This is a genomic window from Arthrobacter sp. B2060 (assembly GCF_059090445.1).
The window spans coordinates 211,493-225,480 of the sequence record NZ_JBNHFR010000001.1; the positions used below are offsets into that span (position 1 = coordinate 211,493).

Consider the following 13,988-nt stretch of genomic DNA (forward strand, 5'->3'; position numbering starts at 1 on the left):
AGAGAACTTAAGGACTCCCATGAACCACGTACCAGCTGCCCAGACCTACCGCGAACAGCAGGCTGGGTCTCTGCAGCCGGGGGATCACCTTCTTTTGCCAGACGGCCTCAGGACGGCCGAAGTCCACTCCGTAGAGATTGAAAATGATGACTTCGGCGCGCCCGCCATCGTCCTGGCAACCCTGACCGGGGGCGGCATGCTGCGCATTGCTGCCGGGTCGTCTGTCCGGATCGAGGGAACAGGTTTCGCCGCCGAAAATGGCGCGGTCCAGGGCCTAACGAGCGCCGACAACGGCGCCACGGACGGCGCCGTCACGCAGGGCGGAACTGGCCCGGGCACCGCCGTCCCTGCCAACGGCCCTGTCCCTGCCGCCGGTTTCGAGGCCGGTGCCGCGGCCACCGCCGCGTCCGGCGCTGCCAGGAATTCCGACGCCGCCACCCCGCTTCAGGTGGTCGGGAACCAGAACGAGGGGGCGGCGCTGCCCCCGGCGCCTCCCGCCGTCGTCGTTCCTCCCCTGCCGGCCTCCACGCCGGCGATCATCGGGCCCAGCGTCGAGGACCTGGCCCTCATCCCAGAACCCGCAGGGACCCCCGAAGCAGTGGTCGAGGCCGTGGCGGAGGCGCATCCCGATTCTGTGGGTGTGCAGCTGCTGGCCGACAAGCTCGTCAAAGGCATCAACACGAAATCCGGCAGCTGCCTGAAGGACCTCAGCGACCTCGCCCACGAACTGTTCGTCATGCTCAAGGACGCGGACGGCGCGCTCGCCGTCGCTGACCTCCTGAATGTGCTGCCCTTCGACGGAAATCCCGGCCGCTGGTCGTCCGTGGAGGCTTCGCTCGCACTTTCCACGTACATCTGCCGCCAGACCGGCCAGAAGGAGCGTGCCGCCGTCTACGAGAAGCTGCTCCGGGCCCCCGAAAACCAGGAGACGGACCCGTTCAAGGCCCGCATGCAGGCGAGGGTGCGCCAGCGCTCCCTGAACGAGCCCAACCTCTATGACAAAGAGATCTTCCGGTCCATAGACAACTCCAACGCGGAGGCCGAGCGCGAGTGGCGCCTGCTGCGTCTGGAGTCGCTGCTGTTCCTGCGGGCGCATGGCGGGTCACAGACCATCAGTGCCGGTGAGCTGGAGCGGCGGATCGCCAACGAGCTGGAGTCGGTCCGCGGATAGGGCCGCGAAGGCATTGCGGTTTTGCTCTAGCCGCGGCTGTGGCTACGTTGTAAATTCGGGCCATGACGAACAATCTGAGTGTCGTGATCAACTCTGATGCGCCGCAGGTTTGGACGATGCTGCGTGAGCCCGCCAAAGTGGCCGAGTGGCATGGCTGGCAGGCAGACGACCTGGCCGCGGAAATCAATGAGATCTACTTCAACAGCACCGTTGTCGAGAGCCCGGACCATACCTCGCTGACAGTCGACGGCGGCGACGTGTTCACGCTGAAACCCGTGCCCACCGGGACGGAAGTCAGCGTGACCCGGGCGGCGCTGGATCACAACTCCGAATGGGCGGCCTGGGACGAGGACATCACCCAGGGCTGGCTCACCTTCCTCCAGCAGCTCAGGTTTGCACTGGAGCGGCATCCGCATGGAAAGCGTCACACGATGTTCTTCTCGGTTCCGGGAAGCGGCGGCTCGGCCATAGAGAAACTCGGACTCCAGGAGGTACCGAAACGCGGCGAGGACTATTCGCTGACACTGGGCACGGGTGAGGAGATCGCCGGCAAGGTCTGGTACAAGTCCAACCACCAGGTCGGGCTGACCGTGCACAGCTACGCCGAGCACGGCGACGGCCTGCTGATCGTGGCGGACCAGCCCGTGATTCCGGAGGTCAGGCCCGACGGCGGGTCGATGGTGATCATCTCGACCTACGATTTGGGCGCCCACACGCTGGAGACCATCCGCACGCTCTGGGACGACTGGCGTTCTGAGAACTACCCCACATCGGAGCCCATCCGCTGAGACCGCCCGCCCGTAGCTGGCACACTTGAACCGTGCCAGCCAATCCTGAACAAATGCCGCCTGAGTCAGTGCCGTCCGCCCGGCAGTCGGAGTTTTCCTTCCGCGTCGGCAAGCGGCTCACTGAAACTTGCCGCCCATCCGCTGAGCAGGTGTCTGCCAACGGCGGCGAATTCCTGGGCAGGACCGGCACCATCACCACGCCCCACGGCGAAATCCAGACTCCGGCCTTCATCGCCGTCGGGACAAAGGCGACCGTGAAGTCCGTGCTCCCGGAGTCCATGGCGGAGCTCGGGGCGCAGGCCCTCCTGGCCAATGCCTACCACCTGTATCTGCAGCCGGGGCCGGACGTCCTGGACGAGGCCGGCGGGCTGGGAGCCTTCATGAACTGGCCCGGCCCAACCTTCACCGATTCCGGCGGCTTCCAGGTGATGAGCCTGGGCTCGGGCTTTAAGAAGGTCATCGACATGAAGTCCGTGTCACCCCAGGACCAGGCTGTGTCTGACGACGCCGTGGCCGCCGGCAAGGAGCGGCTCGCCCACGTGGACGACGACGGCGTGTGGTTCAAGAGCCACCTCAACGGGGACCGCCACCGCTTCTCGCCTGAGATCTCGATGCAGGTCCAGCACCAGATCGGGGCGGACATCATGTTCGCCTTCGACGAGCTCACCACCCTGCAGAACTCCCGCCGGTACCAGGAGGAGTCGCTGGAACGCACGCGGCTGTGGGCCGTGCGCTGCCTGGACGAGCATTTCCGGCTGACCTCCGCCCGGGCAGGCAAGCCCTACCAGGCGCTGTTCGGCGTGATCCAGGGGGCGCAGTACGAGGACCTCCGCCGAAAGGCCTGCCGGGACCTCGGCGCCATGGCATTTGATGGGTACGGGATCGGCGGGGCGCTCGAGAAGGAGAACCTCGGCACGATTGTCCGCTGGTGCAACGAGGAGCTTCCGGAGAACAAGCCGCGGCACCTGCTGGGCATCTCCGAGCCGGACGACATCTTCACGGCCATCGAAAACGGCGCCGACACCTTCGACTGCGTTTCCCCCACCCGGGTGGCCCGCAACTCGGCGTTCTATACTCCCGACGGCCGGTTCAACCTGTCCGGCGCCAAGTACAAGCGCGACTTCGGCCCGCTGCAGGAAGGCTGCGACTGCTACGCCTGCCGGAATTACTCCCGCGCCTACATCCACCACCTCTTCAAGGCCAAGGAGATGCTGTCCGCCACCCTCATCTCCATCCACAACGAGCGGTTCGTGGTGAAGATGGTGGACGACGCCCGGTTGGCCATCGAGGACGGCTCCTTCTTCGAGTTCAAGGCCGAGACCCTGCGCCGGTACTACGCCTAGGCCCTCCGTTTCGACGGTTCCCTGCGCTCTCGACGCAAGGCCGCATCTAGCCGGCAGGGAACCGTCGAAGCGGATTTCCACATAGCCGAGGTTCGGTCTGGATACAGGCCGCCGCGAAGTTGAGGCTGGAACCATGACCCAGCCGCAGCTTCCCGCCGGCAACATGTGGCGCACCCAGGAATTGTTCGGCGCCGGCCTCCATGCACGCGCCATCGGCCGCCTGATGCGCAGCGGAGACCTGGTGCGTGCGCGGCGTGGCTGCTATGTCCGGGCCAGCTGGTGGAACGGCCTGAAGCCGGGCATGCGCAGCCGCTACCTCATCCATGCCCACGCACACGGGACGCTTACGACGTCGGCTGGCGGCTTTGTTTACAGCCACACCTCGAGTGCCCGCCTGCGCCGGCTTCACCTGTGGAAGGCTGACGGCCGGATCCACCTGACCCAGCAAACCTGCCCGTCCCGGATTTCGCACGGCAGCGACGTTGTCGCCCATACGCGGGCCCTGGATCCGGGCGACATCAGCTTCGTGGACGGTCTCCCCTGCACGTCACTTGAACGGACAGTGGTGGACTGCTGCCTGATGTTCAATATTCGCCAGTCCCTCATCCTTATGGATCATGCCTGCCGGCTCGGGGCGGACTTGGAGGCCCTGCGTTCCCGCTGCACTGAACTGGCCGGGCGCAACGGAGTCGTCGCACTGCGCAGGGCCATCGAACTGGCGGATCCGCGCTCCGAATCACCCGGCGAAACCCTGACGAGGGAACTGCTCCACAGGCTCAGGATCGAACCGCCCGAACCCCAGTACGTCGTGCACACACCACTGGGCGAGCACCGGCTGGACTTCGCCTGGCGCAAGCGGAAAGTGGCCCTCGAATTCGACGGCAGGACCAAGTACTTCGACTACCAGCCCACCGATGAGGTCCTGTTTGCGGAGCGCCGGCGCGAAAAGGCGCTCATGGAACAGGGCTGGATCTTCCTCCGGATCGAATGGAAAGACCTGTTCAATGAAACGGAATTCAAATACAGGGTGCTCCGGGCGCTTGCCCGTGGTCCTTTCGGATAGCCCCCTTAGCGCCGTTTCGACGGTTCCCTGCAGGCTCGACGTCACGCATCATCGAGTGGGGCAGGAACCGTCTAATCGGCGGCCAAAGTACGACGGCGGTCGACCGGTTACGCTGCGCCGGTCACCGCGCCGTAGCTCGGCTCGCGCTTCTTGATCCAGCCGATCACGAGAGCCGTCACGGGCACGAAGAGGAACTCAACCAGGGTCTTGTAGAGGAATCCCGCCACCACGTAGTTCACGAACATGCCGAAGTCGCTGATGCCGATCACGGACGCCGCGATGCTGCAGAAAATCAGGGTGTCCACAAACTCACCCGCCACCGAGGAGCTCATGATGCGGGCCCAGAGCGATTTTTCGCCCGAGCGCGCCTTCATCCTGACGAGGATCCAGGAGTTGAGGGTCTGGCCCGCGAGGAACGCGAGCAGTGACGCGAGCACGATCAGCGGCACGGGGCCAAGCGCCCCCTCCAGGGCGGCCTGCTTCGACGCGCCGAACTCGTCGCCGAAACCGGGCAGCGCGATGATGATCCAGTAGCAGACGGAGGCGAAGGCGGACAGCGCAAACGTGGTGATGATGGCCCTGCGCGCCACCCTGAACCCGTACACCTCGCTGATGACGTCACCCAGGATGTAGGCCAGGGGGAACAGGAAGAAGCCGCCGTCCGTGACGATGGGGCCCAGAGCCACACCCTTTGACGCCCCGATGTTGGACAGGATCAGCACCACGGCCATGACCGCCAGCATGATGCCGAAGTAGGGCGAGCCGATCGAAGCGAATTTCGGCGGTGCTGAGGCGGCCGGGAAAGTCTGGGCGGAAGTCATGGCTGTTCCATTCGTAGTGGTTCGCTCGGATGCCGTGGTTCCCCGGGAAGCAGCGGCAGCCGGCTGTATTAGCACTGGACGGATCCCGCCGGGCTGGCCGGAACCGACCCCATTCTCTCACCCGCGTTGCCTCTCGTACGCGCGCCGGCCGCCCGCCGTCGTACGCGTCCATTTCGATGGTTCCCTGCCGCCTCGACGCTTTCGCGCATCGAGTGTGCAGGGAACCATCGAAACGGCCCGCGGACCTAGCGCCGCGAGGCGTCCACGAGGTCCTTGTCGTCGTCCGTGCGGCCTGCATCCGCGGCATCGTCCGCGGCAACAGCTGCCCGGGACCAGGCGTCGCCCTGCTCGCGGTCCAGGTGCGTTGCCTTCTTGTTCTTCAGCGCGAAGATGTAGACCAGCAGGGAGAGGCCGATTGCCACGGTGACGTAGGTGAAGAATAGGTCCACCTGGCCGGCCTTCTGCAGCGCCGCACCGATCAGCGGGACGGTCCCGCCGAAGAGCGAGTTGGCGATCGCGTACCCGAGGCCGACGCCGAGGGCGCGGATGGACGCGGGGAACAGCTCGGCCTTCACCAGGGCGTTGATGGAGGTGTAGCCGCCAACGATCAGCAGGCCGCCCATCATGAGCAGGAACGCGGTGAACGGATCCTTGGTGCCGGCCAGGGTGGAGAGCAGCGGCCAGGTAAACAGCAGGCCGCCGAAACCGAACCAGAGAAGCAGCGGCTTGCGGCCCACCTTGTCGGAGATCATGCCGTAGACGGGCTGCAGGAGCATGAAGATGAGCAGGGCCCAGAAGTTGATGACGGAGGTGTCGGTCTTGGCGATGCCAGACGTATCGTTCATGAACTTCAGGATGAAGTTGGTGTACGTGTAGAACGCAACGGTGCCGCCGAGGGTCACACCGATGCAGATCAGCAGCGGCTTCCAGTGCTGGGTGAACAGCAGCTTCATGGTGCCGGGCCGGGCTTCGCCGGCCACAACCGGTGCCTTGGCCGCAAGGACCTGCTCCTCGGAGACAGTCTCTTCCATCGAGCGCCGCAGCCACAGGACCACGAGCGCGGCGACGCCGCCGATGGCGAACGGAATGCGCCAGCCCCACTCCGTCAGCACGTCCTTACCCATGGTGTTCTGCAGGATGACGAGGATCAGCAGGGCCAGCATTTGTCCGCCGATCAGGGTGACGTACTGGAAGCTGGAGAAGAAGCCGCGGCGCTTGGAGGTGGCGGCCTCGGACATGTACGTGGCGCTGGTGCCGTATTCGCCGCCCACGGAGAAGCCCTGGACAAGGCGCACGAGGATGAGCAGCAGCAGTGCCCAGACGCCGATCTGCTGGGTGGTGGGCAGGATGGCGATCGCGAATGAGCCGGCCGACATCATGGTCACGCTAAGCGTCAGGGCGGCCTTGCGGCCGTTGCGGTCGGCATAGCGGCCGAAGAACCAGCTGCCAATGGGCCGCATGAGGAACGACGTCGAGAAGACGGCCATCGCTTCGAGGCCGGCCTGCAGCTCGTCCTTGGAGTTGAAGAAGTGGGACTGGAAGTAGGCTGCGAAGACTGTGTAGACGTAGAGGTCGTACCACTCCACGAGGTTGCCTGCGGAGCCCTTGAGGATGTTGCTCACGGCCCGGCGGGTCTGGGCTGCGTCATCCTGGGTCACGGCTTGCTGGGTGCTCATCATTGAACCTTCCTTGACGGCGCCGCCACCGGCGACCGGTCCGGGCAGACTTTCATGCTGTCCACGGCAACTTTGCTCATGGTTCCTCCTCGACGTTGACAGTCCCCTGAACAGCAGAGGACCCGATCAAAACTATTGGTGATGCAGGGCACAACCAACGTGGACGGGGATTTCCTAACACTTCCTTAGGTTTTCCGTTCCTGCCCATCCCGCCGGACAACACCGGCGCAGGGCAAAAAAGCGGGAGAAAGGGTAATCTCCAAAGCGGGCAGCAGATGCGGACGCCCGACCAGCGATAAAGGGACCAGGCCATGGAAGTGCTCATCGTCGAGGACGACGACGCCATGGCGGCCGCTCTTGACGCAGCTGTCATCTCCGCAGGCCACAAGGCAACCAGGGTGTCCCGGGGAGCTGATGCCCTGCTGGTCCACAGGAAGTTCGAGGTGATCCTGCTGGACCTGGGGCTTCCGGATATGGACGGCCTCGAGGTGCTGCGGAAACTTCGCCAGGTCACGCCCTGTCCCATCCTGATCCTCACCGCCCGCGACGATGAACGGAGCGTGGTGCTGGGGCTGCGGTCCGGGGCTGATGACTACCTCGTAAAGCCGGTAAAACTCGTTGAACTGCTGGCCCGCATCGAAGCTGTCACCCGGCGCGCGGGCCGTTCCGGCGGGAAGGTGCAGCAAAGCATCGTGCTCGGAGACCTGGAGGTCGACGTCGAGCGGCGCGTGGCGGCACTCGGATCACGCGTGCTGCCCCTGACAGCCACCGAGTTCGATCTCCTCGCGCTGCTGGCCCGCCATGCAGGTTCCGTGGTCACCCGTGAACAGATCCTCGACGCTTTGTGGGGTGACGCCTTCCTGGCATCATCGCGGTCCCTGGACGTGCACCTGACCGGTCTGAGGGCCAAGCTGCAACTGCCCGGTTTCATCATCAATGTCCGCGGTGTCGGCTACCGGATCGAGGCAGATCCTGCGTGAAACTGCGTGTATTGGGCATCCTCAGCCTGCTGTCAGTACTCATGGTCATCTTCGTCTCCAACGCCATCCTGACGTCCGCCAGCCGGGAGCTCACCCAGGAGCTGCAGATCAACCGGGTGGCAGCGCTGAACCGGTTCGCCCAGGTGGCCTATGACGCGGCGCTGGACGGCGACTCCACCCAGCTCCAGCGAGAGATGGATAGGTACTCCGAGCTGTACGGGGAGGGGGTCCTGATCCGGCTCCAGCAGGGCACGCTGCGTTCCGGCGGCCTGGGCGAGGACCGGGCGGACGTCCGGGACGCAGTGGCCAGGGCGAACCTCAACCTCAGCGACACCACGCTGACCCCGCTGCAACCGTTCGGATCCGGCGCTGAAGTGATCTCACGGTCCTTTGGGAGCGCGAGCCAGGTCCTTGGCGAGGCCGTCCTCGAAGTCAACACCGAGCCGGCCCGGCAGAAACTGCGGGAGCGGTGGCTCGTCGTCGGCCTGGCGGCGTCCGCCCTTGGGGCGGTGCTCCTCCTGGCCGCGGCGCGCGTGACCCGCTGGGTGCTGCGTCCTGTCCATCGCCTGAATTCTGCGGTGACCGAACTTGAAGCGACGGGGCGGACGAGCCATCTTCCCGAGGACGGCCCGCCGGAACTGAGGCAGTTGAGCCGTTCCTTCACCACCATGGCGCGGACTGTCAGCGAAAGCATTGATTCCCAACGCCAGCTGATAGCCGACACGTCCCACCAGTTGCGCAATCCCATCGGCGCCCTGCGGTTGAGGATCGATTTGCTGCAGCTGGAACTGCAGACGGCCAGGGAACACACCGCGGCGGCGGGTGTTTTGGCTGAGCTCGAACGGGTGGAAGAGATCCTGGACGGGGTCCTGAAGCTGGCGGCGGCCGAGCACAGGGCCTTCGAGGATTCGGCACGCAGCACACTTGGCCCCGGGTCCGGCGGGAACAGGGCACTCATCGACCCCTACCCTGTTCTGCAGGAAGAGGTCGAACGGGCAGGGCCAGCCGCGGAGCGCGCCGGAGCCTCAATCCTGCTCGAGGGTCCACCCGATCCGCCACTCCAACTGGCCTGCAACGCCGCCGAACTCGCCCAGATGGTGGGGGAACTTCTCAACAACGCGATCAAGTACGCCCCCGGCGCCCGTATTTCCGTTGGCGTCCGCGCGCAGTCGGGAGCGGCGATAATCGAGGTGTCCGACGACGGGCCCGGACTTACGGCGGAGGAAAGGGCCGCGGCCACCACCAGGTTCTGGCGGTCACCGCGGAACCGGGATATCCGCGGCAACGGCCTGGGCATGACCATCGTGGACAAGCTTGCGGGAGCCAATGGAGGCCGCCTGCTGCTGGCCGAACGGGCACCCCACGGCCTGATTGCAGGACTCGAGTTTCCCTTCCCCGTGACCCCGCCCGGCCAGGAGCACCCCCATGGCTGACGTGATCACCGCCCGGGGGCTTCCTCCCCGACGGGCCGCCCTCAAGGCCGGACTGGCCGCGGGCCTGGCCGGCGTACTGGTGCCGGCTCTCAGCGCATGCACTTCCGAGAACCGCCCGGGTACGGTCACCGTGGCGGGGGGTGAGCCGGGTGGCTTCTACCTTGAGTTCTCAACGCTGCTTGCAGAGTCCCTGCAGCGTCATGGAGTGGCGGACAATGCCGTGGCACTGACCACGGGAGGGAGCCTGGACAACCTGCAGCATCTTCTGACGGGCAAGGCCACCTTCGCCGTCGCCCTGGCGGACGCGGCGGCGCAGCAGGTGGCAGCCGGGGGCACGTCGAACGTCGAAATTGCCGCCCTCGGGAAGGTGTACGAAAACTACGTCCACTGCGTCGTGCGGAGGAACAGCGGCATCCGGACCTTCACCGACCTTGCAGGGAGGACCGTCGCCGTCGGCCAGCCAGGTTCGGGGACGTCACTGATCACTCCCCGCCTCATCGACGCCGCCGGGCTGACATCATCCCCGGCCGGTCCCGGTGCCGGTGCCAGGGAGAAGAGAGTGGCCGTCATGAACCTAGGCCTGAACGACGGACTTAAAGCGCTCCAGAGCGGATCGGTGGACGCTTTGTTCTGGTCCGGAGGCGTGCCCACAGCCGCCATCGCTGCCGCCAACAAGGAAACCGGGCTCGGACTGCTCGACCTCTCTGCGCTCATCCCGGTGATGCGGTCGCGGTACGGCGTGTTCTACGACCGGGTGCTGATTCCCGAGGGCGGCTACGAAGGCACTCAGGCTGTGTGGACGGTCGGTGTGGCCAACCTGCTCCTGTGCCGGAACGATCTGGATGACGGCACGGTGAAGCGGACCGTCGAACTGCTGGTGGACCATGCCCAGGAGCTCGTCCCGCGGTCCAGTCTCGGGGTGCAGTTCCTGAGCCCGGAATCGCTCATCAACACGGCGGGACTCCCGCTGCATCCCGCTGCTGCGGCCGCGTACAGGACACTGCACGGCTAGCCAGCAGAGAGCGACGGCGACAGCCTGCCCTCAGCGGGGATCCGCAACAGTGCCCATGAAGAGCGGCAGTCCGGTTTCGACGTGAACAACCTGGTAATGGAACGGCCTATCGAACTCGATGGTCCGGTCCGGCGCGGGCGGCGCGCTCGTGACCACGCCATTGATCTGGGTTACGGCCGCGGCCACGGTTCCTTTCTCAGCGACGGTGATGTTGGCGGCCTGCGCGGCCTGGGTGATTGCCATCTTGGGCTGGATCGCGTTGAAGTCCTCGGTGGTTGCGAGAGTGTTCCGCAGGCCCAGTGACTCGAAGACCTTGCGGAGGTCGAAGGTGCACTTGTGGTCCCACCGCGGCAGCTGGATCCGGACCGTTTGCAACCGGGCGGTATCCATGGCTTCGGCGATGTCCGTCAACGTTTCCGCGCTCAGCCCCGTTCCTTTGCCGGCCCCTTCGTCAGGCAAGACCAGCCGCATCACGAAGCCCTCTGCATACGGAAGGTCCACGCCGCGCCAACCCCGGCCTTCCGCGTACTTCATCTGCAGCAGGTTGTGCATGGCGGGGGCGGTGACCTCCTTGCCCCCGGCCGTGGTGAACGGCAGGTCAGAGGTGTTGTTCGGATCAAACGGAGCATTCCAGGCGGCGGCGAAATACAGCGCGTTGAGGACGCTGAAGGTGTTGCGGCGATCGTACTCCGCAGGAGCCTCCTTGATCCGGCCGCCTGTGTTCTTGTCCACCCATGCGTCGATGGCAGGCTTGGTGGCCGCCTCATCACTGAAGTCCACCGGATACACGCCTGTGCCGTAGTGCCGGGCCAGCGTGTCCAGGTAGGCGGGGCCGGTGGTGACACCCTTGTCGACAAACAAACCGTTCGCCGGGTGCATTATGGGCTTGCGCGGCGGGTTCGCTTCGTCCACAGAGCCGGGGTCGCCGTCGAACTTTTCCAGGGACGCAAGCAGTGCGTTCATGGCCTCGTCGCGGTGTTCCACCGGAAGCTGCAAGACCGTGTCCATCTCGGCGGCCGTCCCGCCCGATGCCCCCGCACGCAGCATGGCGAGCGCAATCAGCAGGCTGCCTGGGGATGCCACCACATTGCCGTTTGCACCGTCGCCGCCGTCGGCCAGCAGTGCCTCCCCGAGTGTCAGCGCGGAATCCCGCAGGGATTTCAGCTCGGCCGAGTACGTGGCCCGGTCCACGGTGTCGCGGGGAACGCCGTCGGCCTTCAAGAGCCCGGGCTGCGCCGCCGAGCACGCGGTCAGGGCCGCCACGGCCGAAGCCGCCACCAATTTAGCCACTCGAATCCTTTTCATCGCCGTCCTCAGACAGTCAGCGGAAACACAGTCAGCGGAAGTTTCGCCTGTCCACAGTCAAGCACCAGGGTCCGACAGTATCGATGCCTGTCCGGTCACGGTTTGTTGTCGTTTCGGTCTCGGTTTCCCTCCCGCACCTTTCGCACGTTTTGACCCAGCGCTCCCTCACTTCCCGTGCGATCCGGCCAAACGCTCTCGCACTGGCTGCCGGGCGTATCTTTGAGGCAACCCGGATGTGGAGCACAAGCGGCTGCGTCGGAACCTCGAGCGGAGGAGCGAGCGATGACAGAGCATTTCGCGAGCGTTGATGAGTACATCTCGTCGTTCCCGGTCGAAGTGCAGGCCGCCCTAAACCAGATCAGAATCCGGTGCCACGCGGCCGTTCCTGGTTGCGGTGAAATGATCAGTTACGGCATCCCTACCATCACCCTGGACGGCAAGTATGTGGTGTACTTCGCGGCCTGGGCGCACCACATTTCCGTATACCCTGTGCCAGTGGGCGACGCCGAGTTCGTCACCGAAATCGCGCCGTACAGATCTGCCAAGGGGACCTTGAAATTCCCGTTGGGCAAAGCCATCCCGTACCAACTCATCGAAAAGACGGCGGCACTGCTCGCCGCCGAGCGCCGCAGGACGTAATCGACCGTACGGCGCAGTCCCTGCGTCCGCCGGCAAACCGACAGGAACTGAGGGAGCGTCGGTCAAGACCCGGCCAAAAGTGAGGGAGCGTCGCCCGCCTCAGTTCCCCGAGTGCGCCTGCAGGAACGTATAGACCTCGGTCTCGTCCACGCCGGGGAAGGCACCCGGCGGCATGGCGGCGAGCAGGTGGGAGTGCGCCCGCGCGGATGGCCACGCGTTGCCTGCCCACTCCGACGTCAGCGAAGCCGGCGGCCGCTTGCAGCAGTTGGGATCCGGGCAGTTTGATGTTGCCCGCGCCGTCGTTTCCCGTCCGCGGAACCATTTCACGTGCTGGTACGGCACCCCGATGCTCAGCGAGAACTGCCCGTTCGCCGACCGGTCGGTGCGTGCCGTGCACCAGTATGTGCCCGAGGGCGTGTCCGTGTACTGGCTGTAGGCGCTGAATTTGTCAGGCACGTCGAACACGGCGCGCGAGGTCCAGGCCTTGCAGGACGGCTGCCCCTCGATGGCACCCGTGTGGTCCTGCGGGAAGTCCACGCCGTCATTCTCGTAGGCCTTGTAGATGATCCCGCTCTGGTGTGTCTTCTGGAAATGCGTGGTGATGCCCAGGTGCTTCGTGGCCAGGTTGGTAAATCGGTGGGCGGCCGTCTCGTAGGACACGGCAAAGGCATCGCGGATGTCCTCGACCGCGATCTCCTTTGCGGCCTTGGCTTTCTGCAGAAATTCCACGGTGGCCTGTTCCGGCAGCAGGAGGGCCGCAGCGAAATAGTTCGTAGCCACCCGCTGGGCCAGGAAATCGCCGTAGTTCCGGGGCGTTTCATGGCCCAGGACGTAATGGCCGAGTGCCTGCAGCAGCACGGACCGGGGATCGTGGTCCTGCCGTTCACCCTGCGTCAGGTAAATTTTGCGGTTCTTCAAATCGGTCACCGAACGCGTCGAATGCGGCAGGTCACCCACGTGGTGAAGGGTGAATCCGAGGTGCGCCGCGATGTCTGCGATGACGTGCTGGCTCAGTGGTCCGGTGGTGTAACCGACCTCTTGGAGCACCTTCTTCGCCTCGGCCTCGTACTCCGGAAAATAGTTTCCCCGTTCCCGCATCATGGCGCGCAGTTCACCGTTCGCGCGGCGGGCCTCTTCCGGTGTGGCCACCTGCTCGTTCATCTTGCGTTCGAGCTCCTGCAGCAGTCCGACCTGGGCCTCCAGGACATCCAGCGGCAACCGCGAGCTGATGCGGATTTTCGGCAGGTTCAGGGACTCGTAGAGGGGTCCGCGCTGGTAGCGTTCGAGCTCGATTTCCAGGCCCGCACGGCGACTGGGCGGTTCGGCTCCGAGCAGCTGGTCAATGCCGACGTTCAGCGCCCCTGCCAGGTGCTGCAGCAGGCCGAGTTTCGGTTCCCGCTTGCCGTTTTCGATGAGACTCAGCTGGCTCGGTGCGGTCCCGACGGCGGCACTCAGGTCATCGAGCGTCATGCCAGCCTGCTTGCGCAGGTGACGGACCCGGCGGCCCAGCGCGATGACGTCCAGTTCCGCCGTTGGCGGCGACGACGGCGGTTGCGAAACTTCCCTGTTCCAGCTTGAAGGCGACATTTCTGAAGAATACGTGAAGAACTGCATTTCTTTCCAGCATTTTGCTCTAGAAAGCATTTGGAAAGTGCAGAAAAGTAAGTGTCACGAAGGAAACACCCTTCCGGAAGCTGGCCGGAACTGCAAAGGCGCAGGGCCGGTCAGCCCGGAGCCATCACCCGGAATGACCCGGG

Annotated in this window: 12 protein-coding genes; 8 read left to right on the forward strand and 4 right to left on the reverse strand. The window is 65.1% G+C overall.

The window, feature by feature from the left end; all coding sequences use genetic code 11:
• Window positions 1-19: 19 nt before the first annotated feature.
• From AC5RUM_RS01005 to AC5RUM_RS01020, 4 genes are all read left to right on the forward strand, one after another.
• Complete coding sequence (locus AC5RUM_RS01005) at window positions 20-1,171, forward strand: DUF6707 family protein (protein ID WP_494033191.1); 1,152 nt, start codon at window positions 20-22, stop codon at window positions 1,169-1,171.
• A 62-nt stretch (window positions 1,172-1,233) separates the two neighbouring features.
• Window positions 1,234-1,959 (forward strand): SRPBCC family protein, encoded by a 726-nt coding sequence (locus AC5RUM_RS01010; RefSeq protein ID WP_494033192.1) that lies wholly within the window; start codon window positions 1,234-1,236, stop codon window positions 1,957-1,959.
• Window positions 1,960-2,012: 53 nt separating this feature from the next.
• Window positions 2,013-3,302, forward strand: coding sequence for a tRNA guanosine(34) transglycosylase Tgt (gene tgt, locus AC5RUM_RS01015; protein ID WP_494033193.1), 1,290 nt, complete (start codon window positions 2,013-2,015; stop codon window positions 3,300-3,302).
• A 133-nt stretch (window positions 3,303-3,435) separates the two neighbouring features.
• Window positions 3,436-4,365, forward strand: a complete 930-nt coding sequence (locus AC5RUM_RS01020; RefSeq protein ID WP_494033194.1) for a type IV toxin-antitoxin system AbiEi family antitoxin domain-containing protein — start codon at window positions 3,436-3,438, stop codon at window positions 4,363-4,365.
• A 107-nt stretch (window positions 4,366-4,472) separates the two neighbouring features.
• Here the strand turns inward: AC5RUM_RS01020 and AC5RUM_RS01025 are convergent, their stop codons facing one another.
• Both AC5RUM_RS01025 and AC5RUM_RS01030 read right to left on the reverse strand, forming a co-directional pair.
• Window positions 4,473-5,186, reverse strand: coding sequence for a queuosine precursor transporter (locus tag AC5RUM_RS01025; protein ID WP_494033195.1), 714 nt, complete (start codon window positions 5,184-5,186; stop codon window positions 4,473-4,475).
• 245 nt (window positions 5,187-5,431) lie between these two features.
• Window positions 5,432-6,862 carry an MFS transporter gene (locus tag AC5RUM_RS01030; protein WP_494033859.1) on the reverse strand — a complete coding sequence of 477 codons (1,431 nt, stop codon included), beginning with the start codon at window positions 6,860-6,862 and terminating at the stop codon, window positions 5,432-5,434.
• Window positions 6,863-7,173: 311 nt separating this feature from the next.
• On the opposite strand from AC5RUM_RS01030, the gene AC5RUM_RS01035 reads away from it, so the two are divergent.
• Genes AC5RUM_RS01035 through AC5RUM_RS01045 form a run of 3 tightly spaced genes read left to right on the forward strand, consistent with a single transcriptional unit; the run spans window position 7,174 to window position 10,287 of the window.
• Complete coding sequence (locus AC5RUM_RS01035; protein ID WP_494033196.1) at window positions 7,174-7,842, forward strand: response regulator transcription factor; 669 nt, start codon at window positions 7,174-7,176, stop codon at window positions 7,840-7,842.
• A complete protein-coding gene (locus tag AC5RUM_RS01040; protein ID WP_494033197.1) occupies window positions 7,839-9,275 on the forward strand; it encodes a HAMP domain-containing sensor histidine kinase in 1,437 nt (478 codons plus the stop codon). Before AC5RUM_RS01035 ends, AC5RUM_RS01040 begins: the two co-directional genes overlap by 4 nt.
• Window positions 9,268-10,287, forward strand: a complete 1,020-nt coding sequence (locus tag AC5RUM_RS01045; RefSeq protein WP_494033198.1) for a TAXI family TRAP transporter solute-binding subunit — start codon at window positions 9,268-9,270, stop codon at window positions 10,285-10,287. The genes AC5RUM_RS01040 and AC5RUM_RS01045 overlap by 8 nt, the downstream gene beginning before the upstream one ends.
• 30 nt (window positions 10,288-10,317) lie before the next feature.
• Here the strand turns inward: AC5RUM_RS01045 and AC5RUM_RS01050 are convergent, their stop codons facing one another.
• The gene (locus tag AC5RUM_RS01050; protein WP_494033199.1) at window positions 10,318-11,577 is read right to left on the reverse strand and encodes a serpin family protein; all 1,260 of its coding nucleotides are present in this window, start codon (window positions 11,575-11,577) and stop codon (window positions 10,318-10,320) included.
• A gap of 297 nt (window positions 11,578-11,874) precedes the next feature.
• Here AC5RUM_RS01050 and AC5RUM_RS01055 point away from each other — a divergent pair, with 297 nt between their 5' ends.
• Window positions 11,875-12,231, forward strand: coding sequence for an iron chaperone (locus AC5RUM_RS01055; protein ID WP_494033200.1), 357 nt, complete (start codon window positions 11,875-11,877; stop codon window positions 12,229-12,231).
• Window positions 12,232-12,330: 99 nt separating this feature from the next.
• Here the strand turns inward: AC5RUM_RS01055 and AC5RUM_RS01060 are convergent, their stop codons facing one another.
• Window positions 12,331-13,845 (reverse strand): helix-turn-helix domain-containing protein, encoded by a 1,515-nt coding sequence (locus tag AC5RUM_RS01060; protein ID WP_494033201.1) that lies wholly within the window; start codon window positions 13,843-13,845, stop codon window positions 12,331-12,333.
• Between the last annotated feature and the right edge of the window lie 143 nt (window positions 13,846-13,988).